Genomic DNA, 25,548 nt, shown 5'->3' on the forward strand with positions numbered 1-25,548 from the left:
GCGGCCTTTCCGGACTGGTTTTACAAGGACGCGTCATGGCCGCTTGTGGCCGGAGACGCAAGATGTGGTTGCAGGAAATGAGGCAGATAACCTGTCAGATGGGTCGCCCCGGCGGCGATGTAAGGCCCAATGAGGCTTCCCTGCATCACATAGGTCATCCAGGACCCGAAAAAAGACCCCGCCAGAAGATAAAGCACGATCAGGGCCACATAACCGCGTGCGATCCCAAACACGGCCCCCAGAATACGGTCCACGCCCCCGAACAGCACACCCCGCGCCGCCGTACCGATCCGCGCCCCGATCATGGTAAAGACCAAGAGCACGATCACGAACAGAATCGCCGTACTTGCGCTGCCGGCCAGCGCGGCCTGATGCAGATAAGGTTCCAGATAGGGTTCGAGCAGCCCATGGAACCGGTAGGTCAGGACGATCGCCCCGACCCAGGCCAGCAATCCGGCCAGTTCGGTCGCAAAACCCCGCGTCAGACCCCACAGCGCCGAAAGCCCCATGATGACCAGGGCTGCGATGTCGAGACGGGTCAGATCGTCAGGGTTGATATGGGACAGGTCTGGCAGGGGCGGCATGTCACGGCAGCTTCGTCGAGCGGAAACGGCCCCCCTTGTAGGGACGGATGCCATTGGCGCGCAACTCGTCCGCCAGACGGATACGCTCATCGAGTTCTTCCCAGACAAGCGCGGCATCGATATCGCGCGCCTTCCAGATTCTTTCCAGAAACACAATGAACGCCGCACTGTCCCGCACAAGAGCCGGCCGGTCATTGATCATGACATCAAGCACACAGGAGGCCCCCGCGACCCCCAGTCGCTGTGAAAGCTTCGTGGCTTTCCGGTTCTTCCGGAAAGGAACCGATTTTTCCTGTGACGCCATCACCACATGATGGGCGGAAGACCGTTGACAGGCAACCCGGGAGCCCCATCTTTTCCTGACACGGTCCTGACGTCTCTGTTCCTGAAAAAATCCCTTTGCAGTGCCGATTCACATATTCGAGAGCCGCAAACCAAGTTCCGGCAAGTCATTGCAGGACAACAGTTTAATATTTTGTCATGGACGTTTTCATTTCTGAAACGCGAATGATCTTGCACTCAAATTACCTAATAATTAACTCTTTATGTAAGACAACGCGTCACAAGTCAGATGATGAAACGCTCCGCCTCTCCGGTGGAACGGCTTCTTGCCTCATCAGGACTCAATGAAATGACAAACTACTGGGCAGGTGGCGCAACTGGCGACTGGTTCGCTGCCGCAAACTGGAGCGAAACCAAGGTCCCCCAGAACTATGGCTGGGACAATGTGGTAGCCGGCACGTCCGATAACAGGACGGTCACGATCACTGCTGCACAGGCGAATGCAACAAATTTCGGCACGCTGACAGTCAATGCCAATGCCACGCTCAACGTCACGGCAACATCCCCTGATGCCAGCGCCACGGTTTTCAGAACCAACCAGCTGACGGTCAACCAGGGCGGGACGATGAACGTCGCCACGTCCGGCGCTGTGGACCTCGGCAGCAATACGGTCGTCAACGGGACCCTGCAGATCAGCGGCAATCCGGCCATTACGATCAGCAGCCATAATATGGACGGCAGCGGCACCCTGATCCTGGACGGATCAGCACTGGGCAGCACGAACGCCTGGTTCCAGATGGGTTCGTCGCTGAAGACCGTGCTGCAGAACGGGGCGTCCCTGTACGTCAACAACGCCGTTGCCGGTAAGGAAATCGTCTTCGGCAGCGATGCGGCAAATGACGCCTATAACCAGATCATTCTGCAGGACTACGACCAGACGGTCAGCACGAAGATCACGGGTTATGATGCAACCTCCGTGATCACCATTGCGGGCCAGAAGCAGCAGGGCGCGCCGATCAGCGCCAATTTCCAGAGCAATGGCGATGGAACCTATTCGCTGAACATCATGTTTGACCCGTGGAACAAAATCCAGCTTTCGAACATCACTTTCGGCGCGAACTATGAAGCAGGCTCCCCCACAGTAGTGCAGAATGCGGATGGAAGCTGGAGTGTCATCAACGGCTCCAAACTGATCTGCTACCTTGCGGGGACCATGCTGCTCACGCCAGACGGCGAGCGCGCCATCGAGACGCTTGAACCCGGTGATCTGGTCACGGTCTATGAAAATGGCACGACCAGCACGCATGCGATCATGCGCGTCGGCCATGCCCATGCCACAACCGGGGAAACCGGCCCACCGGATCTGGACTCCGTTCCTGTCCGCATTCGCGCCAACGCTCTGGCCGACGGTGTTCCGAACCGGGATCTGCTGGTCACACCCGAGCACTGCATGATGCTCGAAGGCACGTTTGTTCCGGTCCGGATGCTCGTCAATGGCATGACCATTGCCTACGACCATTCGATCACGGCCTATGACTATTATCATGTGGAAACCGAACAGCATTCCGTTCTGGTCGCCAATGGAGCCCTGTCAGAAAGCTTCCTGGATGCCGGTCATCGCTCCAATGTCCTCATGCAGGGCAACGCACTGGCCCGTCTGCACGCTCTTACCTGGGAGAAGGATGCAGCCGTTCCGCTCGTGACGGATCGCGCCCATGTCGAACCCCTGTTTGCAGCACTGGCGCTCAGGGCCGCTGACCTTGGCTATACCCGTCCGGAAACCGAAGCACCGGTATCGGCCACAGGGAGCGACATCCATCTTCTGCTGAAAGACGGCACGGCCCTGCAGCCGATCCGCACCCGCGGCGAGCAGTTCGTCTTCATGCTTCCCGAAGGTTGCCAGTCTGTCCGGATCATGAGCTCCGCCGCACGTCCGACAGACCAGATCGGCCCCTTCGTCGACGACCGCCGCAAACTCGGCCTCCTGGTCGGTGAAGCCACTCTCTGGTCAGGTGAGCGGACGCATCGTCTTTCGGATCATCTTTCGGACCCGTATGCCGATGGATGGTGGAATATCGAGAGCAACCACGCGCGCTGGACCGGCGGCAATGCCCGTCTCGACCTTGGTTCACTGCTGAAAACATCCGGCGGCATTCTCAGCCTCCAGATCCTCGCTCACGGCGTTCAGGCAAAAGCTGCTGCCTGAACACCGGTCAGCATAATAGACCAACACTAAAAAAGGCAGGCCCCGAAAAGGGTCTGCCTTTTTTATTTGCTTCTCGGCAGAGACGACGGGAGCCGTTAAAGCTCCCCCTTTCTCAGGCTGCGGCGGACTTGGACGTCTTGAGCTGACGCTCCTGCCACAACGTTGCCAGAGCCTCGACCAGTTCGTCGATCATCTCATTCGTATGCAGCGGCGTCGGTGTAATGCGCAGACGCTCCGTGCCGCGCGGGACGGTCGGGAAGTTGATCGGCTGGATATAGTTGCCAAACCGGTTCAGCAGCTCGTCCGACAGATTGCGGCACAGTTGCGCCTCACCCACCATGACCGGAACGATATGGCTCGGGTTCATGACATGCGGGATACCGGCCTTGTCCAGAGCCTGACGCAGATAGGCCACGGCCCGCTGCTGCCCCTCACGCTCGGCACTGCTGTTGCGCAGGTAACGCACGCTGGCGAGAGCACCAGCCGCAATCATCGGCGGAAGCGCCGTGGAGAAGATGAAACCGGACCCGAAGGAGCGGACGAAGTCGCAAAGCGCGGCAGATGCAGCAATATAGCCACCCACAACGCCATAGCCCTTGCCCAGCGTGCCCTCGATCACCGTCAGGCGATGGGACAGACCCAGCTTCTCAGCCACACCGGCACCATGATCGCCATACATGCCAACCGCATGAACCTCGTCGAGATAGGTCATGGCGCCATATTTGTCGGCCAGATCACAGAAGGCTTCGATCGGCGCAATATCGCCGTCCATCGAATAGACAAACTCGAAAGCGATGATCTTCGGAACATCCGCCGGAAGCTCTTTCAGACGACGCTCCAGATCCTCGACATCGTTATGACGGAAGATCTGCTTCTCGGCGCGGGAGTGACGGATGCCCTCGATCATGGACGCATGATTAAGCTCGTCAGACAGGACGACGCAGTTGCGCAGACGCCCCGCGATGGTCCCAAGCGTCACCCAGTTCGACAGGTAACCGGAGTTGAAAAGCAGAGCGCTTTCCTTGCCATGCAGGGAGGCGAGCTCTTTTTCCAGCTCCACATGATAGTGGTTGGTGCCCGAAATATTGCGGGTTCCGCCTGCTCCGGCGCCCGTTTCATCCAGTGCCGTATGCATGGCCGTCAGGACTTCGGGGTGCTGCCCCATGCCGAGATAGTCGTTCGAGCACCAGACCGTGACATCACGGCCCAGGCCATGATGGAAAGCCTTGGGGAAGTTACCGGCCCGGCGTTCCAGATCCGCAAAGTAACGGTAGCTGCCATCCGCATGCAGACCGTCAAGGGCGGACTGAAACATCGCATCATAGTTCATCGCGTTTTCTCCTGCCCGGCACTGTAATCCTGTGACACGATCTCGCCAAGCACTCTCTCCAGATAAGCCAGCAGAACCCGCAACCGGGCTGACATCTGCGTCCGCGTGGCCCCGCATCCCGTGACAATGAACCAGACGGACAGTTCGGCCCCCGTCCAGCCGGGCAACACTTCCACAACCTGGCCGCTTTCCAGATCCGGCCGCAGCATGAACTCCGGCAGAAGCGCAATCCCCAGACCCGCCCGGATGGCGGGCAGGAGTATGTCCCCGCTATTGGCGGTCACACGCCCTTTCAGTCTCACAGAAGCCTGCCGGCCATCTTCATGTTTCAGACGCAGGAAATCCGGAACCGGCGCATTGGCATAGAGAAGGCCCGGCTGCCCGGCCAGATCCTCGGGACTGTCCACCTCCGTCAGCGTCCCGCGGAACTGCTGCGAACAGACTAGCCGCGTCACGGACCGGCATAGCAGAAATGCCTGCCCCGATACGGCCGGGCGCAGCAACCCGGACGTAATCCGGACAGCTGCTTCAAACCGCCCCGCAAGCAGATCCACAACCCCGTCATCCAGATCCATGTCCAGCGTGATATCCGGATAGCGTTCCAGAAATCCGGGCAAGGCGGGCCCGAGTACCTCACGACCGAACGTCATGGGTGCCGCCAGCCGGATCAGACCACGAGGCGTGGCGGTTCCTTCCCGCAATTCGGCTTCCAGTCCTTCGCCTTCCGAAAGAATGCGACGAGCCCGCTCAAGACATTCCGCTCCCTCTGCCGTTAGCGAAAGATGACGCGCACTGCGCTGGAACAGCGTCGTTCCAAGCCGATGCTCAAGACGCCCCATGATCTTGGAAACAGTCGGCGCCGAAAGCCCGAGGGAACGCGCGGCAGCAGCAAAGGAACCGCTTTCCGTCACCCGTGCAAACACGGCCCAGCCTTCCAGATCAGGCAGACCGGTCATGTGGTTTCTGGAAACTTCATATTTCCATCCTTTCCATTTTCTTCATGACCTCTCTACCCCATTATCTGCAACAAGACATCAATTCAGGAGCATGATCCCATGCTGGACATCAGACCATTCGCTTCTCTCGGCCACGCCGATCACGGCTGGCTCGACGCCCATTATCATTTTTCCTTCTCGAATTATCACGATCGCAACCGTATGCACTGGGGCCGCCTGCGCGTCTGGAATGACGACCGCATCGCACCCCATAACGGCTTTGGCGCACATCCCCATCGTGACATGGAAATCATCACCTATGTCCGCACCGGCGCCATCACGCATGAGGACAGTCTCGGCAACCGTGGCCGGACCGAAGCGGGAGATGTGCAGGTCATGTCCGCGGGGAGCGGCATTGTCCATTCCGAGTTCAACCGGGATGACGACGCCACAACACTCTTCCAGATCTGGCTGATTCCTGATGGCACAGGCGGCAAGCCGTCCTGGGGTACACGTCCGTTTCCGCGCCATGAACGTAACGGCCGGTTTGTCCCGCTCGCTTCGGGTTTCCCGGAAGACAACGCCCTGCCCATCCGAACCCGTGGCCGCGTTCTGGGCGCGACCCTCAAGGCCGGTGAAACGCTGACCTTCGAGACGGACAGGAACATGTTCTCCTATCTCGTTCCGGCGACCGGCAGCGTGGAGATCGATGGTCAGATCGTCGGACACAGGGACGGTGCGGCCCTGAGTGACGTGGAGAGCATCACCCTCACCGCACGGGAAGATGCGGAAATTGTTCTGGTGGAAAGCGCCGCTTTGCGTTGAACCGGGGCTGCATCAGAAGTGTGACAACACGCTCACTCCCTGTGACAAACAACACAGAAAGGTGTTGCCAGATGCCGGCACCCTTTGGTCAGGGAAAACGTTCTGGATGCAGGGCCACCAGCCCGGCAGAGGCCCGTTTTCTCCTGACGAAAGGAGCCTGACAACGACCGCTCAGAACACATTCACATCCAAGTCTCCGGCCTCTGGCACCGGCCAGACCGAAGCCCAGGCTGCAACATCCGTTTTCATCCGTTTCGGCGACTGGCTGAGTGGTGCAAGTACGGATCGTTCCGGCATGACAGAAGTCACCATCAAGATGATGAAAGAGGACTGCCAGCTGGCCACGGCGATCAGTGAAATCCGGCTTCCCCCTCTACGCCCCTTTCACCGGAACAGGTCGAAGACCTGATGGGAGAAAGGCGCCTGAACCATATCTGTGAAGAAACCGGTCAGTCGCCCAAGGCGGTCGAGAATGCGCTGACCGAGGTGCTTCCAATGCTCGCCTCTATGCTTCGGGAAAATCCGGAACGGCTTTTCAGTTATCAGTGCAAGATCAACTGAACGGCCGATGCCAGATTACTCCCATGAAATACGGCGGAAAGCCCCTCTAGAGGCCTTCCGCCGTTCTCGCCATGCGTCGGCGACGCGGTCGTCCTGCCGTCTCTTCAAAACGTTCGGTAATCTGTGCCGTCGTCTCAGGCGTGGCAAGAACCGTTCCTGAAGCCTCGATGCATCCAGCCTTCTGCACAAAGGCCAGGAGATCAGGCGAGTCCGCCCCTATGCCCCGAACCTTGAGTCCCAGTGCTTTGACCGCGTCCAGAGCCGCCCGATAAAAAAGCATGGCGCTTTCATCCAGAAGCGGCACATTCCCGGACTGCTGCCAGGACATGCCAGACGGTGCCAGCATGGACACGTCGAACTGGACCCCGTCCAGCAAGCCCCCCATGGCCCGCTCGCGTAGCAGACTCAGACTGGATGGCGCGCTGCCAAATCCTCCAAGAAAAATCTGGCATCCCTGATCGCGCAGTGCAGACAGGGTGTAACAGGTTTCCTTGTCGTCCTGCGCCAGACCGCTTTCCTGAAAGACAAGATCAAGCCGGCTGACCGGAAAACCGCTGGTCTGAAGAACAGCATTCAGGCGGCCATTGAAATCCCCATCCGGTGCCTGATCATCTTCCAGGGACACCATCAGACGCATACTGTCTGGCCAGGCCACCGCCTGCGAACAGGCATTTCCCAGCAGATCCGAATCAAACTCCCGCTGCTGCTGACCGAGACTTTTGCGCCGGCTCTTGCGCAGGGTCCGTCGTGGCACTGAGAGCCAGAGCTGGCTCATATCCACCTGTGCCCCGATCACCTTGTCCATGCCACCGCGACCCACCATGAAACGTGGCAGCCATCGTAGCGGCGGCAGCGCACTCTTCTGGCGCGCCCTGCGACTTCGCAGGGTCGTGGCAAACATTCCTGCACTCGACGCACTCATGGGCGTAGCGTAGCCGGTGCTGCTTTCTGGCAGTTCGGACAGCCCATCTGCCATGACTGTCCGGCCGGCATGCAGGTTCTGAGGGGCTGCCGGCACCGAAGTCGCTCCCTGTCCTAGATCATCCAATGCGGACACCTCCGTTCTTCATGACAGGGACAATGGCGGCCAACAGCCTAATTTTTCCTTAATAGCGGCAGGTTTTTCTGATGTCCTTTGAACGGCAGACGCTGTCTTATACCCACCCGACCTATTCTGGCCTTCCCTTTCAAACTCTTCGTTCGATCAATTTGGACAAAGCTGTTACGGTTTCTCGTCCGGACATTCTTCCGGGCCTGTGACACCCCTTCGGCGCGGTTTTTTCCGTAGCCGGGACAGGACCATTCTGCATGATGGATGCCGCGACCCGCTCCGCCGTATCGCCCTCTTCCCAAGGTTCCCTGCGTGCTCTCCTGCCCTACTGGCAGGTCACTTTTGCGTCTTTTCTGGGCTGGTTCCTGGATGCTTTCGACCAGACGACGCTCATGTTCACGCTGCCGGACATCGCCCATGATTTCGGGTGCACGATCGCCGATCTGGGGGCCGTTCTGATGGGGCAGTCCATCGGACGTGCTGTCGGGAATACCGGCTGGGGCTGGCTGGCCGACCGCTATGGTCGCAAGCCGGCCTTCATGCTTGGCGTGATCTGGTTTGCGGTCTTTTCCGCCCTGACAGGCCTCTCCCATCACTTTTATGTGCTCATGGCCGTGCAGTTTATGTTCGGAATCGGCTTTGGCGGCGAGTGGACCGCCTCGGCCGCGCTTCTGATGGAAAGCGTTCCCGCCTGGACACGGCCCATGGCCTCCGCCCTCATGATGTCCGGCTATGAAGTCGGCTATTTCGTCGCGGCCGGCGTGCAGGCGCTGATCCTGCCACATTACGGCTGGCGCGTCCTGTTCTTCATCGGCCTTGCCCCTGCCGCGCTGGCGCTGTTCATCCGGATCGGCGTACCCGAAAGCCCGGTGTGGCTTCGCAACCGCGAAGCACGCCTGGCACAGGGACGAAAGGAGCACGCCTCGCCCCAGCTGCGTCCGAAATTCCGTCTGACAGGCGCAGCCTTTCAGGCCATTGCGTTCATGAGCTTTCTCGAATTCCAGAAAGCCGCGATCTACACCTATTATCCAACGATCCTGCGCGGCAGCCATCATCTGACCCAGCAGGCCGTCTTCTGGCCGGTCATGCTCTACTGCATCGGATCGTTCAGCGGAAAGGTCTTCTGCGGCTGGCTGGCAGAGCGGTTCGGGGAAGTCCGCGTCATGCTCAGTGCGCTGGTTGTCGTGATGCTAACGATCTGGCCGTTCCTGAGCGCGCCAGGCTGGAACATGCTGCTGATCGCCGCCTTCGTCATGGGCGGTGCCGCTTCGGGCATCTTCGCGCTTGTTCCGCATTATCTGGCGCAGCGCTTCCCGTCCGACACACGCAGCTTCGGTATGGGGCTGGGCTATGCGCTCGGCTCCATCGGACAGGGCATGGCGCAGAAATTCGTGCCCATGTTCGGCCCCACGGCCCTGACCCTGCCGCTGTCAGCCGAGATCTTCGTGCTGAGCACCAGCCTCGTGACCGGCGCCATCGCCCTCATTCGCCCGAAAGAACTTCCGGGCGAGCACATGGAAGGCGACGAAACGGCCTCTTAAAGAGAGGCCGCCAGCCACTCCGCCGCCCGGATGCCATCAATCCCGGCGGAGAGGATACCACCGGCATATCCTGCCCCCTCACCGGCCGGAAACAGACCGCGCAGTGTCGGGCTCTGGCCTTCACGGTCACGACGCAGGCGGATGGGAGACGACGTCCGCGTTTCCACGCCGGTCATGACCGCATCTTCCATCGAAAATCCGCGCAGCTTGCGCTCGAACTGCGGCAGGGCCTCGCGGATGGCATCCGTCACGAAAGCCGGCAGACACTGCGTCAGATCCGTCGGCGTCACACCCGGCTGGTATGACGGCACAACAGCCCCAAGCGACGTGGAGGGACGACCCGCCAGAAAATCCCCGACCCTCTGGGCCGGCGCGTTGTAGTTGCTGCCACCTGCGATGAACGCCGCTTTTTCCCACTTTCGCTGGAACGCCATGCCGCCTAGCACATCGTCCGGAAAATCCAGCTCCGGCTTCACCTCGACGACGATGCCGCTATTGGCATTACGCTCGGCCCGCGAATACTGGCTCATGCCGTTGGTGACGACCTGCCCTTCCTCGGACGTCGCCGCCACGACCTGCCCTCCAGGGCACATGCAGAACGAATAGACCGCACGGCCATTCGACGCATGATGGACGAGTTTGTAATCCGCCGCCCCCAGCATTTCATGCCCGGCGCTCGCCCCGAAACGGGCCACGTCGATCACCGGCTGAGGATGCTCGATCCGCACACCGATGGAGAACGGCTTGGCATCCATTTCCACCTGCGCGTCGCGAAGCATCTCGAACGTATCGCGCGCCGAGTGTCCGACAGCCAGAATGACACGTTCCGCTGGCAGCGTTTCGCCACTGGACAGACGCAGGCCGCGCAGACGACGCTCCGTGCCCTCGCCTTCCATGTCGAACCCTTCAACGCGGGTCTCGAAACGGTACTCACCACCCAAACGCTCGATTTCGGCGCGGATGAACATGACCATCGTGACCAGACGGAACGTGCCGATATGCGGCTTGGAAATGGTCAGGATTTCTTCCGGCGCTCCCGCGCGCACGAATTCTTCCAGAACATGCCGGCCCAGATGTCGCGGGTCCGAAACGCCGGAATAGAGCTTGCCGTCCGAGAACGTCCCTGCACCGCCTTCGCCGAACTGCACGTTGCTTTCAGGCGTCAGGACGGATTTGCGCCACAGGGCGAATGTATCGACCGTCCGCGCCTTCACATCCTTGCCGCGCTCGATGATGATGGGCTTCAGTCCCGCCTGTGCCAGCGTCAGCGCCGCCATGATCCCGCACGGTCCCGCGCCGATCACGACGGGACGCGGCATGCCTTTAGGCAACGTTGCTTCCGGCGGATGATAGGTCGTGTCCGGCGTCGGCCGCACATGCTGATCGCTCTCATGTGCGGCCAGCACCGCAGCTTCGTCGGCAACATCGCAGTCCACATTATAGACCAGCACGATATGGCCGCGCTTGCGGGCATCGTATCCACGACGCGCCACGTGCAGAGCCTTCAGGTCTTCCGGCGCAATGTTCAGACGCGCGAGCACGGCGTCACGCAGCGCCTCCTCCGGATGATCCAGCGGCAGACGCAGTTCGGTAATACGGATCATCAGTGGTGCCCGTCCCCTGCCGTTTTCGAGACAGCCGGCGCAGGGTCAGCGTGATGCGTGTCCGGCGAACCTTCCATGATCCGGTCCATGATGGCCATCAGCACGCCGGAGACGACGAAAGCCAGATGAATGCCTACGCTCCATTCCAGAGCGCGGGTTGAGGTCTCATCCACGCGGATGAAGTCCGCCAGCACATGGATCGCGGACATAGCCACGATCGAGGCCATGAGCTTGATCTTGATGTCTCCAAACGTGACATGCCCGATCCAGCTCGGATAATCCTCATGCGTGCGGATATCGAGGCGGGAGACGAAGTTTTCGTAGCCCGAGAACATGACGATCAGCAGCAGATTGGCCAGCAGAACGAGATCGATCAGGTCCAGCACGCCGACGAACACGTCATCGAAATCCAGCCCTGAGGCTTTCAGCACCAGTCCGATCAACTGCTGGAAGAACTTGAAGGCCACCAGAAGCAGCCCGACCGTCAGGCCGAAATAGAGCGGCGCCGCAATCCAGCGTGTCGCGAAAAACGCGCGCTCCATGAGGCCTTCGGCACGGCCGAAACTGCCGGTGCGTTGTCTGGGCTGCTGATCGGGAGAAGGAGAGGAAGTCGTCATGCTCCCTCTCTACGATTTCAGGCCGCGTTTCGCCACAATGTTGTGAGCGATCCGGCGCAAATCCCTTACGGCGTGATCTGCGTGCCCAGAACCTTCAGGAACTGCCCGATCCAGGCGGGATGCGCGGGCCAGGCCGGCCCCGTCACGAACTGCCCGTCCGTTACCGCCCCATCCATCGGGACGGACTGATACTCGGCTCCGGCGAGCAGCACTTCCGCCCGGCAGGCCGGATAGGCCGAGATCTTCTTGCCCTTGATGACACCCGCTGCCGCCAGAAGCTGCGGGCCATGACAGACAGCCGCGACCGGCTTGCCGCTCTCGACGAAGGCGCGGACCAGATCCAGCACGCTTTCATCGGTGCTGAGCTGTTCCGGAGCCCGTCCACCCGGTATGACCAGCGCGTCATAGGCGTCTGCCGTCACGCCCGCATAGGTCGCATTCAGCGTGAAGTTATGGCCACGCTTTTCGGTATAGGTCTGGTGCCCCTCGAAATCATGAATGGCCGTTGCGACCTGCTCGCCGGCCTTCTTGCCCGGCGAGACGACATCGACCTTGTGCCCGACCAGAAGCAGCATCTGGAACGGCACCATGATTTCATAATCCTCGACGAAATCACCTGCGATCATGAGAATACGCTTTTCAGCCATCGTCTCTTTCTCCTTCTTCGTGTGTGCATCCTGACGCATCAGGAGCGCTGCCGTTCATATCAGTCATGACACCATGCCATGCACGGTTCGGCAATAGATATGGGATGGTCGCCTCACATGCAGTAAGGTCGGCTTTCAATTCTCACAGCACTGGCCTCCATGACCTCAGATCCCCATCACGACTGCGCCTGCGATCACGATCATCATGGCACCACCCTTCCGCATGAGCATCACGCGCATGACCATGCGGACCACGATCATGATGACCATCACCATGATCACGACCATTGCGACGGGCACAGTCACGGTTTCGGATTCGGCCACCAGCACGTCCATGCTCCCGCCAGTTTCGGCATGGCGTTTGCAGTGGGCATCACCCTGAACACGGCCTATGTCGCGGGGGAGGCCCTGTGGGGCGTCTGGGCGCATTCGCTGTCCCTTCTGGCCGATGCGGGACACAACCTGTCGGACGTGCTTGGTCTCGCCGGGGCCTGGCTGGCGCAGGTTCTTGCCACACGCTCCTCCAGCGCGCGTTTCACCTACGGCCTGCGCCGCTCGACGATCCTCTCGGCCCTCGCGAACGCCACGATCCTGCTGCTCGTCACCGGTGGCATCGTCTGGGAATCCGTCCTGCGTCTGTTTTCGCACCAGACTGTCCAGGGCGAGGTCATCAGCTGGGTGGCGCTGGTCGGGATTGCCGTCAATGCCGTGACAGCCCTGCTTTTCATGAAAGGCGCATCGAGCGATCTCAACGTCCGCGGCGCTTTCCTGCACATGGCGGCCGATGCCGTCATGGCCTTCTCGGTCGTCATCGCCGGGCTGCTGATCGCGTTCACGGGCTATACGATCATCGACCCGATCATGAGCCTGATCGTGTCGGTCTCTATCGTAATCGGCACGTGGTCGCTGCTGCGGAGTTCGCTGGATCTGGCGCTCGACGCCGTCCCGGCGGGGATCGATCCGGATGCCGTGCAGGCCGCGCTCCTGTCGCTTGATGGCGTCTCCGGACTGCATCACCTGCATATCTGGGCCATGAGCACGACCGAGACCGCCCTGACCGTTCATCTCGTCTGTGATCCGACGAAACCCGTCAGCACGGATCTGGTCATTGCACGCGCCGCAGAGCTTGTCCGGACGCGTTTTGACATCGCCCATCCCACTTTCCAGCTTGAAACCCAGCCTTCAGTCTGCGACACGCACCAGCCCTGCTGCTGAGGACATGTCATGACATCCACCCGCATCAAGGTCGCCCGCGCCTCCATCGTGCTGAGTGTGGTGGTGCTGGCCATCAAATACGCGGCCTATCTGGTTTCGGGCTCGGAAGCCCTGCTGTCTGACGCGATCGAGACCATCCTGAATGTTGTCGCAGCCGTCGGCACGCTCTGGGCCATGTCCGTCGCGGCCCTGCCTGCCGACGACAACCATCCCTATGGCCACGGCAAGGCGGAGTATCTTTCTGCCGTCATCGAAGGCGTGCTGGTTGTCCTCACGGCCATCGGCATTCTGGTCATCGCCATTCATGACTGGCGCCACCCCGAACCGGTCAATGCTCCTTTCTCTGGTGTGGCGCTCAATGCACTGGCCGGTCTGGTCAATCTCGCATGGGGTCGCACCCTGATCGCGGTCGGCCGCAAACAGTCCTCGCAGGCCCTTCAGGCCGCAGGCGAGCATGTCGTGTCGGATGTCTGGGCGACGATCGCGCTCGTGATCGGTGTCTCGCTCATCCCGCTGCTCAAATGGGACCGGCTCGATGCCGTGCTGTCCGCACTGGTCGCACTGAACGTCATGCGCGCCGGCTTCTCCATGATGAAGCACTCCCTGTCCGGCCTGATGGATGAAGCGCCCTCGCCCGAGCAGATGGATGCGGTCAAGGCCGTGATTTCCGAGAGCGCCACAGGGGCTCTTGAGGCCCATGATCTGCGCATCCGCAAAGTCGGCGCCCTGTCTTTCGTGGAGTTCCACCTCGTGGTCCCGAGCACGCTCACGGTCCACGATGCCCACGAGATCTGCGACCAGATCGAGGCCGCCATCCGCTCCGAACTCGGCCGCGCCTCCATCCACATCCATGTCGAGCCCGAAGACAAGGCCAAGCATTCCGGCGCTCTGGTCCTGAGCTGACGCCTGATCAAAACCGTGGCGAATCCGCCCTGACCGTGCGGTTTATGACACAGTCGGAGGCGGATTAGCCCTTCTGCGCCCCATCGGTCGAGAACCCTTGACCCTCCTCCCGCGTTGGTGGCAGGTGCAGATTATCAGCGCACGGGCCTGAACCGGGCGTATCCTCCACAGCCTGATCCTCCCTCCCGGACGTCCGAATATTGGCCGATACACCGCCTCCTTCTCCTGTCGCCGCTGTTCCTCCCGAGCCTCCGGTGACGGATGCACGCTCTTCGCAGCATGCCATGCGCCGCAAGGACCGCATCCTGCATCTGCGCCGCTCGGCCAAGGTGACGACGAACCAGTGGCGCCGCACAGCGGTTTACTGGGTGGGCGCGGTTCTGGTCGGCATCGTGGCCGTCCTTTTCGCCCGACTGGGTGACTGGGCGGCTGGCGTACGTCATCACATCGTGGCCTGGCACCCCACTGCCATGCTGGTCGTCGCCCCCGCAGGTCTGGCCCTCATCACATGGGCCACACGCACCATCTTCAAGGGCGCCCAGGGCTCCGGCATTCCCCAGACCATTGCGACACTGCATATCGAAAACGTCACTGTTGTGGACCGCGTGCTGTCCCTCAAGACGTCCCTCGGCAAGATCCTGCTGACGTCTTTCGGACTGATCTGCGGCGCCTCCATTGGCCGTGAAGGTCCCAGCGTGCAGGTCGGCGCGTCCATCATGCATGCCTTTTCCCGCCTGCTGGGACAATCCAACATCGCCGCCCGACGCAGCATGATCCTCGCCGGCGGCGCGGCCGGCATGGCGGCAGCGTTCAACACGCCTCTGGCCGGTATCATGTTCGCCATCGAAGAGCTGTCCCATTCCTTTGAGCAGAAGACTTCGGGCCGCACCCTGACCGTGGTGGTCCTGTCCGGCGTCACCGCCATCGCACTGATCGGGAACTACACCTATTTCGGCCATGCAGACGTGGACGTGCCTGTCGGTACGGCGTGGATTGCGGTGCTGACCTGCGGCATTCTTGGTGGCCTCGCGGGGGGCAGCTTCTCGGCCATTCTCATCAAGGCATCGCGTGGTATTCCCGGCCGGATGGGACAGTTTGCCGCCACACGCCCGATTGCCTTTGCCGCTGCCTGCGGCTTCGTGCTCGCCCTGATCGGCCTTGTCTCCAAGGGCGCAACTTATGGCACGGGCTATGATCAGGCCCGCGCCATTTTCAACGGCACCGAGCATTACCCGGCTTCATTTTTCATCCTGAAATATCTGGCGATGATCGTGTCTTACTGCTCCGGCATCCCGGGCGGTATGTTCGCACCATCCCTCGCCATTGGCGCTGGGATCGGCGGCTGGGTGGAACAGTTCCTGCCCCACACCACCCCCGGCGCGGTCGTGCTTCTCGGCACGGTGGCCTATTTCTGCGGCATGTCGCAGTCGCCGCTGACCGCCACGATCATCGTTATGGAAATGTGCGACAACCAGCAGGTCACGCTGGCCCTGCTGGCCACATCCTTCTTGGCGTTCGGCGTGTCAAAAATGATCTGCCCGCATTCTCTCTACAGCAGCTTGGCCGACCGGTTCATGGAAGCCAATGATCGCGGGCGCCACCACAACCATTCCCCACCATCTATCGAGCCCGCGCCGACACCATCCGAAAGTGAAAAAGCAGCGTCCTGATCTTTCAGCACGCTGCTCTGCGGTCTCTTATGGTTCTGTCAGCAACGAGTGCACCGCGGCATCATGTTCTACGGCGCATCGTCCGGCGTCAGGAGCCGCAGTATCCCCCTGCATCGCAAGCAGTTCGCGACGCGCCGCCGCCAGATCGTCCTGAAGCTCCGGCTGGGCCAGAAGTACATCCATTAGTGAAGACGCGTTCAGATATCCCGCCTGAACATCGGACTTCCAGTGCACTCCGCAGACAATCCGGCTCTCTCCGAACACGCGCCCGCGCTGGAGAATGGCCGACGCATGTTCGGGCATCAGATGCGCCAGAAGCAGCGCCATCCCGTACCCCGCCGTCGTGTGTCCTGATGGATATGACGAGTTCAGCCCCAGACCTTCGGAAGACGTACAGATCGGCAGGTTCGTGCCCACGAAAGGCCGCGTACGGTGCCAGTATTTCTTGACCTCGGACGTCCGGTGCCCGACCGCATGGCGGATCCGCTCAAGCACACGGGCCAGATGCGGCGCTTTCTTCAGATCAATGTCGAAACCCGCCGCACAGGAGAAATCCCGCACCAGATGCTCTTGCGACAGATCGGCATCGCTCTGCGCCAGTGTCCAGCGCGGCGTATCCTTCAGCGCACGCGTCACACGGAACACCCGGTCGTCATCCAGCTGTGCGGCGCTGCCAGGTGCAGGCGGCGGCGCAAGGACGAGACGTTCGTCCGGAGCCGCGCTGTCGGGCAGAATACCGGCCTGAACCGAAGCTGTTTCATGCGTTGAAAACGCACATCCCGAAAGGACAGTCGCACACAGGACGAACGCGGCGGGCAGACGAAAAGCAGAATGCATGGGCCAGAAATTCCAGTCAGGAAAACGGAAGAGAAGAATAATCCGTATCCTTAACGTTCACTGCCCGCCACGCGAAGACTTTGACGCGTGAAAACCTCATGACAGTCTGTGTCGCCAGACCATCGTACAGCCGCAACAGGAGCCACTTATGACAACGCCACTGCCCCGCGTTTCCATCCGCTACTGCACCCAGTGCAACTGGCTGCTCCGTTCAGGCTGGATGGCACAGGAACTGCTCTCCACCTTCGGCCAGGCACTGGGTGAGGTTGCCCTGATCCCTGATACCGGCGGACGTTTTGAAATCCACGTCAATGACACCCTGATCTGGGAGCGCAAACGCGACGGTGGTTTTCCCGGCCCGAAGGAACTGAAGCAGCGCGTGCGGGACGTCATCGATCCCGACCGCGACCTTGGCCACACGGATCGCCCAACTTCGCAACCTGAACCCTGATCCGGCGGATCAGGGCATGGTTTCAAACGTGAGCCTGACCCGGTCGAGACTATAGGGTTTGGGAAGGAACATGCCGCGGACTGGCAGGCGCACCTGATCTGCGGGCATATCGGCCGATGTCAGGATGATTTTCACCGGAGGCCAGCGTTTGCGGGCGATGGCGGCAAGTTTCTGCCCGTCATCACCATCCGGCAGATGGATGTCAGCAAACAGGTAGCGGATCGACGGGTCCGTTTCGAGGAACGCAATCGCCTCCGCCGCCGTCCGGGCGCTCAGAGTCCTGAAGCCGGCATCCTCGAAATAGTCCTCGGACATCATGCGAATAAACACGATATCTTCGACAATCAGGATCGTTGGCCGTGTGTCAGGGTTCTCCGGCATAAAAATCACGGGTCTCCAGTCAGTGTCAGATCGTTGCGAGCGACAGGGTCGGGGCGGTCAGATCTGCACATAAACCCGTCGAAGCATAACGAAGTTCCGTTTTTCCGTATCGACCCAGCCCTGCCTTGAGAAGACGCACGCCAAACCCCGTCCGCTGCGGTGGCGTAACAGCCGGACCACCCGCCTCCCGCCAGCACAGCGCCATGACTGGCTCGCCATCGCTGTCCGTAATCGTCCAGTCCAGGGAGACTTCACCCTCGGGCACGCTCAGCGCCCCGTATTTCATGGCATTCGTGGCCAGTTCATGCAGCAGCATTGAAAAAGACGTCGCCGTATCCGGTCCCAGCTTGAGGAACGGCCCCGATACCAGAACCCGGCTCTCCACACCCAGCGGCGTCAGCACCCCGCAGACCAGACTGGCCAGATCCGTGGACTGCCAGTTCCGGCGCATCAGCAGGTCATGCGCGGCACTGAGCGCGACCAGACGGGACGTGAAGGTCGTCAGCGGCCCCTGATCGTCCACGCCCCGGAAACCCTGATGGGCCAGGCTCTGCACGATGCTCAGCGTATTCTTCAGGCGATGCAGGATTTCATGATTGACGATCTCCTGACGCGCCTCGGCATCCCATTCATCCAGCGCCGTGAAAATCCGGTCCGCGGCCATGCGGATGAAGGACGTCTCATCCAGCGTCCACTCCCTGGGCGTTGCGCTGTGAACGAACAGACAGCCTGTCAGCTCGCCATGATCCATTTTCGGCACAACAATCTGGGCCTCGACCTGCACCGCACGCCACGCTTCCTGCTCCTCGTACATCCAGGACGGATTGGAGAGATCATCCAGAATGAGCACAGCCCCGCTGCGCAGGAAATTCGAGACCCGGCGGAAGGACTGAAACGAAAAGCTCCCCTCAATCGGCGACGCATCGGGCGCAAACCATCCCCGCTCAACGGTAAAGAGTTCGTCACGCACGGAAACCGCCGAAAACCCGACCCGCTGGACATCAAGCCGGTTGCCCAGAAGCTGGCACGCCTCATCAAGCGCCTGCTGCCGTGTCGTGGCCGTCCGCAGAGCATCCCCCACGGCTAGCAGGGTCGTCAGACGACTGGTCGCGTTCCTTTCAAGCGTGATGTCCTGAATCGTGCCGATCAGCCGGATGGGACGCCCGTCCTCGTCACGGTCCAGCACGCCCTGACGCAGGATCCAGCGTTCCTTCAGATCGTCCGCCCGGATGATACGATATTCAAGTTTCAGCGGCGCGGACCCGTCCAGCAGTTGTGCCAGAACCGGGATCTGCGCCCTGTCTTCCTCATGCACGCACATAACCCACTCGGTCGCCGTCACGATCTCCCTGACGGGCATACCAATGATCCGGCAGACTTCCGGAGAAACGGTAATGTCTCCGCTTCCCAGGTCATATTCGAAAATTCCCACGCCACCGGCCGCGCCCGCAGCCTGCTGGATGGCGTATTTTTCGACGGCCCGGCGCCGTGCCGCATCGGCCTGCCGCGCCTGTCGCGTGGCGCGTTCGCGGCGGATCTGCTGGGCGGCCAAACGCCGCTCCTGCGCCACCGTCTCCCGGCGCATTCCCATAAGGCGCATGGCCTGCCGTGCCAGCGCCCCCAGCCCGTTATGCTCCTGCGGCGAAAGACCTTCGGGGCGTGTCTCAAGATCCACGACACACAGCGTGCCGAAAATATCGTTCTCGGCCGTAAACAGCGGATATCCGGCATAGAACCGCAGACCCGGCACGCCGCAGACAAGGCCGTTCTTGCGCGTATCAGGATCCGCCATCATGTCCGGGATCACAACCGGCGCCCTGAGCGCAATCACCGCGGCACAGCCGGAATTGGCAAGCGCACCTCTTGGCTGGTCGGTTCCGAACCGGGCGGAAAACCAGAGCTGGTCCCCATCCAGAATACTGACAAGCGCAATCGGCGCCCGGCAGAGCGCCGCTGCGGCCACGGCAATATCGTCGAGATCGAGATCCGAAAATGCCTGCAGATCCCCGTATGCAGTCGGATCAGCCGGAACGTCCGATGGAAGCACTGTCTTCAAATTCTTTTTCTGAATGGAAACCGTGCTCTGCATGGCACGAACATAGCGTTATTTCAACCTTGCACAATCCAGCGTGAACCGACCAGCGGAGTATGTTCCGGAATCATAACATATAACCCTCATCAATCGGCCCGTATGCAACTCAATCCCGGACATCGTCACGGCATCGTGACCCCAGTAGACGCAAAGTGCTCTTACATATCAGAGAGACGCCGCGAAGAGTTCCGCAATGGATGTCATGTGTTTTCGCGCATCGCACCGCCACGAATACATGGACGAGGTCATGTCAGAACAGAAATCCGTTCCGGAAGAGGAAGAAAGCACTCGGGAGACACATCACCCCCATCTGCACCTTCCCCACTTCCATCTTCCACACAACAAGATTCCGCAGATCCATTGGCCCCACTTCCATATCCATTTCCACGACCGCCCCCTTGCCGGTGATCCCCATCCCGAACGGCCGTTCCACTGGAATCTCTACGGATGCGAGGCGCTCGCCACTGCCATCCTGATGATTGCCGGCCTGACCTGCGTGATCTTCCTGTCTGCACCGGGCACATTCTTCAGCACCCTTCTCGCGCCCTATCCCACCTTGCAGACCGCCCTGTGCGGCCTCTGCTTCGGTCTCGCGGGTACGGTTGCCGCCATGACGCCATTCGGAAAAGTCAGCGGAGCCCATCTCAACCCCTCCGTCACCCTCGCCTTCATGCTGTCGAAGAAAATCGTCTGGATCGACGCGCTGGGCTATATCATCGCGCAGATACTGGGCGCTGCACTCGGAACCGGCGCCGTCTATGCTTTCGGCATCATCTTCAAGCCCTGGCACCTGTTCTCGACAGAAGTGCATTACGGAGCGACCGTTCCCTATACCGATATCTCGATCTGGTATGCGCTCGGCTCCGAAATTCTCGTGACCGGCCTGCTCATCATGATGCTGTACTGGCTGGCGGCCCATCCTCGTTACAAGTGGATTACACCCTGGATTGGCGGCCTGTTCTTCTTCGTCATGAACCCGATCACGGCTTGGATGTCCGGCAACAGCGCCAATTTTGCCCGCAGCTTCGGCCCGGATCTGTTTGCTGGCAACTGGAATGGATTGTGGATCTATCTTTTCGGACCGTTCATCGGCTCGTCACTCGCTGTCCTGCTGATCCAATCCGATATTCTGGGCAAGGTGCACCTGCTCGAGGCTCGTCTGGTCAATTTCGGCCATCACGGCCGCGTCCCCCATCTCGAAGACCCCGATTTCAGACACGCCGCCCCCGAGCATTACGATGCCTATCGTGCCCATCTGGAAGCCCTCGCACGCAAACAGGCCCCTGACGCCACAGGCGACCTCCAGCCCGGCGACATAGAAAACGGGCCGGCCTGAATAATCAGACCGGCCCGTTCTTCCGCAACGTCAGTTCCGAAAATCAGTCTGCGCTGGACAGATCGATCGCGGCCAGAATGCCGTCTTCCGTCCCGAAAACCAGAGACCCGCCTTGAGGCGTGAAGCCGAGCGACGTGACCTTGCCCCGCTTTGTGTCCTGCCCGGAGCACAGCGGCAGAACACGCTGGTCACTACCCCCGATTTCCGCGAGCACGACCGTCCCGTCTTCATAGCCCGCCGCAATGATGTCTTCCTTCGGGTTCGGACAGACCGCACTGACGAACAGCCCCGGCAGGCGTGCCAGCTCGGCCGGCGCCTTGCCCATCGGCCCACCGCCAAAGAACGGCCACAGGATGATCGCATCCGCCCCGGCCGTCGCCAGCCAGCGACCGTTGCGCGTAAAGGCCAGCGACCTCACCTGCTTCGGGTAGCCACTCATGCGCATGTTATGCCCGTCCGACAGACGCCAGCCATGCAGATCGTTCTCCTGCATGGACGTCACCAGCGCCTCCCCGCCCGGATGGATGGCAATCGCGATATGGCTGCCTTTCCATTCAAACGGCCGTACGGTATCGACTTTGGCCTGCACGAACCACATCGACGCGCCATTATAATGCGACGCCGCGATCCGCTTGCCCTTCGCATCGAACACGAGGCCGGTCACGGTCGAAGGATGCTCCAGAACCTTGAGCATCTCACGCCCTTCCGCCTTGCGGACCTCGATCTGCTTGCCCGTCGAGAACGCCAGATGGTCCGGCGTGCTCGCCACACAGTCGATCCAGCGCCGGCCTTCATGCAGGGTTTCGCTCCGCCCGTCAGCAAAGGTCCGGACGAGCTTTCCGTCCTCGCCACCCGACAGGAACGCATCCGGAGCACAATCCTGTGCCAGACACAGCCCACCGTCATGCGCCGCAACAACTGTCCAGCTTTCCGGATCCCGCAGACTGTCCCGTGGGATCAGCGCAAGCTCCCCGTCCGCCGTCAGCGCTGCAAAGCTGTTGCCATCCCGTGCGGAAACCACATGCACGACCGGGCTCTCGAACCGGCGCTCTCCGCCCCGGTCCGTCAGAAGATCACCCATCATTCCGCAATGCAGCTTTCAAAGCCGCGACGAAGCTGCGGACGGTTGAGATTGCGCCCGATGAACACCAGACGGGACTCCCGGCTTTCGCCCTCACGGAACGGACCGATGAAATCGCCATCCGCCATCATGTGTACAGCCTGGAACGCAAAGCGGTCCTTCTCGCCCTTGAAGTGCAGAATGCCCTTGGCCCGCAGAATGTCTGCGCCCTGCTCCTGAAGGATCGCCCCGATCCAGGCCTGAAAACGGCGCTGGTCGATCAGTTCCTTGATGCTCAGGGAAATGCTGGTGATGCCTTCCTCATGCGAGTGGTGCTCGTTTTCCAGAAAATCCGGCATCGTCTTGAGCGCACGCGTCAGATCGAAGCCGCCGCGGTCCAGAATATCCGTCAGCTTCACGCCACCATGCTGCGCTTCATGGATCTGCGCCACAGCATTGATCTTGCGCAGACGGGCCACGATCTCCTTGCGGCGTTCTTCATCCGCAAGATCAACCTTGTTGAGCACGATCACATCCGCAAACGCAATCTGGTTCACGGCTTCGGGGCTTTCATCCAGCGTTTCCATGACGTTGAACGCATCCACAACCGTCACGACCGCATCCAGACGCGCCTTCTCCCGCAGGTTTTCGTCCACGAAGAACGTCTGCGCGACCGGGGCCGGATCGGCCAGCCCTGTCGTCTCGACAATGATGCCGTCAAACCGGTTCCGCCGACGCAGCAGACTGCCCAGAATGCGGATCAGATCCCCACGCACCGTGCAGCAGATGCAGCCGTTGTTCATCTCGAACACTTCCTCGTCGGCATCCACCACGAGGTCGTTGTCGATCCCGAGTTCGCCGAACTCGTTCACGACGACCGCATATTTGCGGCCATGCTCGGCCGTCAGGATATGATTGAGAAGCGTCGTCTTGCCGGCGCCGAGAAAGCCGGTGAGAACCGTCACGGGAACGGTTCCGGTCCGCGTCGGGGTCGCAGTAGTGTCAGGGGTGCTGGACATAAGGCCTCCGTAATCTGCCTTACGATATAGGCCGGTCCCTGCCCGCTTGAAACCCGTCCCCAGTCCGGAATGTCCGATAGGCCAGCGCCAGCCCCAGAAGCAGGAAGCCCCAGCCGCTCAGGGGCAGGTTCAGGAAGTCCGACGACGACGCGATCGGCCATTCCTGAATGAACACTGCCGCAAACAGTCCGATCGAAATTGCCGCACCGTTCCGCCCCGGCCAGATCGCCTTCAGCCAGGTCGCGATCATCAGCACGAACAGGATCAGTCCCGGCACCCCGGCATTCACCAGCGCCTGAAGGTAATGGTTGTGCGGATGCTGCACACACAGATCCAGCCATCCCTTCTCCGGCACGGCGTCGGACAGCCATGACAGCCCATGGAACGTGGCCGGGTCCGAACAGAAATGCCGATAGGCGTCATAACCCTGTCCGATCCAGGGATGCGCCTGCGCCATCACAACCGCATGGGTATAGATCTCCCCATAAGGCGACTGGCCGAAATGCGTCAGTTGCTGCCGCGCCAGTGTTACAAGATGGAAGAAACTGCCCGGCGAAAACACCCGCGCCACCAGCACCAGAACCGGCAGCATCGCCGCCGCCGCCAGCGCCGCCGGACGCATTGGCCGGTACAACAGCGCGCACACGCCAATCCCCAGCAGGGACAGCGCAAGCGGCATCCTCTGCCCGGCCAGAACCATAATCCCGACCGCCAGAACCGTGGCCGCGCACAGCCCCAGTGTCCGCACCAGACGGCTGCGCGCCCCTTCCGCTGCTGCACATCCGACCATCAGCAGCGGCAAAATCAGCCGGGACAGGGGTGCCGCAGCCCGCGGATGCGCATACGGTCCGGTCAGCGTTCCGTCATGAAAGCGCGGAATTCCAAACAGATTGCGCCCAAACACCGCCTGAATCAGCATCTGCAACGCGATATAGACCCCGCACGCACAGGTCAGCCACAGCACACGCCGGCGCCAGACCGCATCCTTCAGCACCCAGCAGCCCAAAGCGGCGGCCGCGAGTGGAAAACGGATCGCCAGCAGCGACTGGGTCAGCGCCCCATGCCCCGGCGCTACCCACAGCGTGCACAGAACCTGCCAGCCCCACCAGCAGAACGTGGCAACGACCCACGGTTCGCGGAACCAGTCCCATCCGCCATGGCGCCGTCCGGTCAGGCCCGAATGCAGCAGAAGCAGCACGGCCAGAAAATCAAGATCGGCCTCACCCGCCACGCGCACATGCGTCAGGGCCAGAGGCAGGACCACAGCAGCCCAACGGCCGATCCGGGTCAGGACGGAAGGAGAGAAACGCATCTGGCGTGGATGGAAGGTTTCACGATTTCATGCAACCACTTCCGGCGCGATACGCTTTTTCGTTACTGTCCATTTCAAGTGGAGACATTCATGGCTTCCGACACCATCCGCATCCCCGGCATCGACACCCCTCTCTCCCGCGTCGCCCTCGGCACATGGGCCATCGGCGGCTGGATGTGGGGCGGCCCCGATGATGACAATGGCGTCCGCACCATCCACGCCGCCATTGATGAAGGCATCAACCTGATCGACACCGCCCCGGTTTACGGCTTCGGCCATTCCGAGGACATCGTTGGTCGGGCGCTCGCAGAGAAGCCCAACAAGGCGCATGTCGCCACGAAACTCGGACTGCACTGGGTCGGCGAAGACGAAAAGAATATGAAGGTCTTCCGGGATTCCCGCCCGGCCCGCATCCGCAAGGAAGTCGAAGACTCGCTGCGCCGCCTGCGCGTGGAGACGATCGATCTCGAACAGATCCACTGGCCCGACGACAAGACCCCGATCGACGAGAGCGCCCGCGAACTGCAGAAGCTCCATCAGGAAGGCAAGATCCGTGCCCTCGGCGTGAGCAACTTCTCGCCTGAGCAGATGGACATCTTCCGTGAAGTCGCCCCTCTCGCCACGATCCAGCCGCCGCTGAACCTTTTCGAACGCACCATTGAAAAGGACATCCTGCCCTACGCCGAGAAGCACAATGCCGTCATTCTCGCCTATGGCTCGCTGTGCCGTGGTCTGCTGACGGGCAAGATGAACCGCGACACGACCTTCCCGAAGGACGACCTGCGCTCGAATGATCCGAAGTTCCAGAAGCCGAATTTCGAGAAGTATCTCGCTGCCGTCGCGGACTTCGAAAAGCTGGCCCAGAAGCGCGGCAAGTCCGTCATGGCCTTCGCTGTCCGCTGGGTTCTGGATCAGGGTCCTGTCATCGCCCTGTGGGGTGCCCGCAAGCCGGAGCAGGTCTCAGGTGTAAAGGATGTGTTCGGCTGGTCCCTGACCGATGAGGAAAAGAAGGCCGTTGACGAAATCCTGGCCCGTCACGTTCCGAACCCCATTGACCCGACCTTCATGGCCCCTCCCGCCCGGGACTGA

At 60.9% G+C, this 25,548-nt stretch carries 25 protein-coding genes; 10 read left to right on the forward strand and 15 right to left on the reverse strand.

Annotation, left to right across the window (positions count from 1 at the left end; translation table 11 throughout):
- Nucleotides 1–20 precede the first annotated feature (20 nt).
- Together ACJ2A4_RS05105 and ACJ2A4_RS05110 are read right to left on the reverse strand one after the other, a co-directional pair.
- A complete protein-coding gene (locus ACJ2A4_RS05105; protein WP_408873867.1) occupies nucleotides 21–584 on the reverse strand; it encodes a CvpA family protein in 564 nt (187 codons plus the stop codon).
- A gap of 1 nt (nucleotide 585) precedes the next feature.
- Entirely contained in the window at nucleotides 586–798 is a 213-nt protein-coding gene (locus ACJ2A4_RS05110; RefSeq protein ID WP_408873868.1) for a hypothetical protein, read from the reverse strand.
- A 417-nt stretch (nucleotides 799–1,215) separates the two neighbouring features.
- On the opposite strand from ACJ2A4_RS05110, the gene ACJ2A4_RS05115 reads away from it, so the two are divergent.
- Nucleotides 1,216–3,072: a Hint domain-containing protein gene (locus ACJ2A4_RS05115; protein WP_408873869.1), complete on the forward strand. Its 1,857-nt coding sequence runs from the start codon at nucleotides 1,216–1,218 to the stop codon at nucleotides 3,070–3,072.
- A 112-nt stretch (nucleotides 3,073–3,184) separates the two neighbouring features.
- Here the strand turns inward: ACJ2A4_RS05115 and hemA are convergent, their stop codons facing one another.
- Nucleotides 3,185–4,402, reverse strand: coding sequence for a 5-aminolevulinate synthase (gene hemA / locus ACJ2A4_RS05120; protein WP_408873870.1), 1,218 nt, complete (start codon nucleotides 4,400–4,402; stop codon nucleotides 3,185–3,187).
- Nucleotides 4,399–5,358 carry a LysR substrate-binding domain-containing protein gene (locus tag ACJ2A4_RS05125; protein ID WP_408873871.1) on the reverse strand — a complete coding sequence of 320 codons (960 nt, stop codon included), beginning with the start codon at nucleotides 5,356–5,358 and terminating at the stop codon, nucleotides 4,399–4,401. Before ACJ2A4_RS05125 ends, hemA begins: the two co-directional genes overlap by 4 nt.
- A gap of 99 nt (nucleotides 5,359–5,457) precedes the next feature.
- Between ACJ2A4_RS05125 and ACJ2A4_RS05130 the strand changes: the two genes are divergently transcribed.
- Both ACJ2A4_RS05130 and ACJ2A4_RS05135 read left to right on the forward strand, forming a co-directional pair.
- Nucleotides 5,458–6,162 carry a pirin family protein gene (locus ACJ2A4_RS05130; RefSeq protein ID WP_408873872.1) on the forward strand — a complete coding sequence of 235 codons (705 nt, stop codon included), beginning with the start codon at nucleotides 5,458–5,460 and terminating at the stop codon, nucleotides 6,160–6,162.
- Nucleotides 6,122–6,571, forward strand: coding sequence for a hypothetical protein (locus ACJ2A4_RS05135; protein ID WP_408873873.1), 450 nt, complete (start codon nucleotides 6,122–6,124; stop codon nucleotides 6,569–6,571). Before ACJ2A4_RS05130 ends, ACJ2A4_RS05135 begins: the two co-directional genes overlap by 41 nt.
- Nucleotides 6,572–6,769: 198 nt before the next feature.
- Here the strand turns inward: ACJ2A4_RS05135 and ACJ2A4_RS05140 are convergent, their stop codons facing one another.
- Nucleotides 6,770–7,741 (reverse strand): EAL domain-containing protein, encoded by a 972-nt coding sequence (locus ACJ2A4_RS05140; protein ID WP_408873874.1) that lies wholly within the window; start codon nucleotides 7,739–7,741, stop codon nucleotides 6,770–6,772.
- Nucleotides 7,742–8,031: 290 nt separating this feature from the next.
- Between ACJ2A4_RS05140 and ACJ2A4_RS05145 the strand changes: the two genes are divergently transcribed.
- On the forward strand, nucleotides 8,032–9,315 hold the full coding sequence (locus tag ACJ2A4_RS05145) for an MFS transporter (protein WP_408873875.1): 1,284 nt from the start codon (nucleotides 8,032–8,034) through the stop codon (nucleotides 9,313–9,315).
- On the opposite strand, the gene ACJ2A4_RS05150 is transcribed toward ACJ2A4_RS05145, so the two are convergent.
- The 4 genes from ACJ2A4_RS05150 to ACJ2A4_RS05165 all read right to left on the reverse strand — a co-directional run bounded on the left by ACJ2A4_RS05150 (nucleotide 9,312) and on the right by ACJ2A4_RS05165 (nucleotide 12,513).
- Entirely contained in the window at nucleotides 9,312–10,919 is a 1,608-nt protein-coding gene (locus ACJ2A4_RS05150; RefSeq protein ID WP_408873876.1) for an NAD(P)/FAD-dependent oxidoreductase, read from the reverse strand. The genes ACJ2A4_RS05145 and ACJ2A4_RS05150 overlap by 4 nt on opposite strands.
- The gene (locus ACJ2A4_RS05155) at nucleotides 10,919–11,536 is read right to left on the reverse strand and encodes a TIGR00645 family protein (protein ID WP_062501485.1); all 618 of its coding nucleotides are present in this window, start codon (nucleotides 11,534–11,536) and stop codon (nucleotides 10,919–10,921) included. Before ACJ2A4_RS05155 ends, ACJ2A4_RS05150 begins: the two co-directional genes overlap by 1 nt.
- 65 nt (nucleotides 11,537–11,601) lie before the next feature.
- Nucleotides 11,602–12,183: a DJ-1/PfpI family protein gene (locus ACJ2A4_RS05160; protein ID WP_062497638.1), complete on the reverse strand. Its 582-nt coding sequence runs from the start codon at nucleotides 12,181–12,183 to the stop codon at nucleotides 11,602–11,604.
- Between the two features lie 165 nt (nucleotides 12,184–12,348).
- Complete coding sequence (locus ACJ2A4_RS05165; protein ID WP_408873877.1) at nucleotides 12,349–12,513, reverse strand: hypothetical protein; 165 nt, start codon at nucleotides 12,511–12,513, stop codon at nucleotides 12,349–12,351.
- A 24-nt stretch (nucleotides 12,514–12,537) separates the two neighbouring features.
- On the opposite strand from ACJ2A4_RS05165, the gene ACJ2A4_RS05170 reads away from it, so the two are divergent.
- From ACJ2A4_RS05170 to ACJ2A4_RS05180, 3 genes are all read left to right on the forward strand, one after another.
- Nucleotides 12,538–13,398 (forward strand): cation diffusion facilitator family transporter, encoded by an 861-nt coding sequence (locus ACJ2A4_RS05170; RefSeq protein WP_408873878.1) that lies wholly within the window; start codon nucleotides 12,538–12,540, stop codon nucleotides 13,396–13,398.
- Nucleotides 13,399–13,407: 9 nt separating this feature from the next.
- Nucleotides 13,408–14,301, forward strand: a complete 894-nt coding sequence (locus tag ACJ2A4_RS05175; protein ID WP_408873879.1) for a cation diffusion facilitator family transporter — start codon at nucleotides 13,408–13,410, stop codon at nucleotides 14,299–14,301.
- A 200-nt stretch (nucleotides 14,302–14,501) separates the two neighbouring features.
- Entirely contained in the window at nucleotides 14,502–15,971 is a 1,470-nt protein-coding gene (locus tag ACJ2A4_RS05180; RefSeq protein ID WP_408873880.1) for a chloride channel protein, read from the forward strand.
- Between the two features lie 27 nt (nucleotides 15,972–15,998).
- On the opposite strand, the gene ACJ2A4_RS05185 is transcribed toward ACJ2A4_RS05180, so the two are convergent.
- Complete coding sequence (locus ACJ2A4_RS05185; protein ID WP_408873881.1) at nucleotides 15,999–16,808, reverse strand: acid phosphatase; 810 nt, start codon at nucleotides 16,806–16,808, stop codon at nucleotides 15,999–16,001.
- Between the two features lie 148 nt (nucleotides 16,809–16,956).
- On the opposite strand from ACJ2A4_RS05185, the gene ACJ2A4_RS05190 reads away from it, so the two are divergent.
- On the forward strand, nucleotides 16,957–17,259 hold the full coding sequence (locus ACJ2A4_RS05190; RefSeq protein ID WP_408873882.1) for a SelT/SelW/SelH family protein: 303 nt from the start codon (nucleotides 16,957–16,959) through the stop codon (nucleotides 17,257–17,259).
- Between the two features lie 9 nt (nucleotides 17,260–17,268).
- On the opposite strand, the gene ACJ2A4_RS05195 is transcribed toward ACJ2A4_RS05190, so the two are convergent.
- Nucleotides 17,269–17,640 carry a response regulator gene (locus ACJ2A4_RS05195; RefSeq protein ID WP_408873883.1) on the reverse strand — a complete coding sequence of 124 codons (372 nt, stop codon included), beginning with the start codon at nucleotides 17,638–17,640 and terminating at the stop codon, nucleotides 17,269–17,271.
- A gap of 25 nt (nucleotides 17,641–17,665) precedes the next feature.
- Nucleotides 17,666–19,687: a GAF domain-containing protein gene (locus ACJ2A4_RS05200; protein WP_408874105.1), complete on the reverse strand. Its 2,022-nt coding sequence runs from the start codon at nucleotides 19,685–19,687 to the stop codon at nucleotides 17,666–17,668.
- Nucleotides 19,688–19,979: 292 nt separating this feature from the next.
- On the opposite strand from ACJ2A4_RS05200, the gene ACJ2A4_RS05205 reads away from it, so the two are divergent.
- Nucleotides 19,980–21,068, forward strand: a complete 1,089-nt coding sequence (locus tag ACJ2A4_RS05205) for an MIP/aquaporin family protein (RefSeq protein WP_408873884.1) — start codon at nucleotides 19,980–19,982, stop codon at nucleotides 21,066–21,068.
- A gap of 43 nt (nucleotides 21,069–21,111) precedes the next feature.
- Here the strand turns inward: ACJ2A4_RS05205 and ACJ2A4_RS05210 are convergent, their stop codons facing one another.
- The 3 genes from ACJ2A4_RS05210 to ACJ2A4_RS05220 are packed head-to-tail and all read right to left on the reverse strand — an operon-like array spanning nucleotide 21,112 to nucleotide 24,459.
- Entirely contained in the window at nucleotides 21,112–22,152 is a 1,041-nt protein-coding gene (locus ACJ2A4_RS05210; protein ID WP_408873885.1) for a WD40 repeat domain-containing protein, read from the reverse strand.
- Nucleotides 22,149–23,147 carry a CobW family GTP-binding protein gene (locus ACJ2A4_RS05215; protein ID WP_408873886.1) on the reverse strand — a complete coding sequence of 333 codons (999 nt, stop codon included), beginning with the start codon at nucleotides 23,145–23,147 and terminating at the stop codon, nucleotides 22,149–22,151. Before ACJ2A4_RS05215 ends, ACJ2A4_RS05210 begins: the two co-directional genes overlap by 4 nt.
- 19 nt (nucleotides 23,148–23,166) lie before the next feature.
- Complete coding sequence (locus ACJ2A4_RS05220; RefSeq protein WP_408873887.1) at nucleotides 23,167–24,459, reverse strand: O-antigen ligase family protein; 1,293 nt, start codon at nucleotides 24,457–24,459, stop codon at nucleotides 23,167–23,169.
- A gap of 90 nt (nucleotides 24,460–24,549) precedes the next feature.
- On the opposite strand from ACJ2A4_RS05220, the gene ACJ2A4_RS05225 reads away from it, so the two are divergent.
- On the forward strand, nucleotides 24,550–25,548 hold the full coding sequence (locus ACJ2A4_RS05225) for an aldo/keto reductase (RefSeq protein ID WP_408873888.1): 999 nt from the start codon (nucleotides 24,550–24,552) through the stop codon (nucleotides 25,546–25,548).

The organism is Gluconobacter roseus, assembly GCF_046058915.1.
Taxonomy (GTDB): Bacteria; Pseudomonadota; Alphaproteobacteria; order Acetobacterales; family Acetobacteraceae; genus Gluconobacter; species Gluconobacter roseus_A.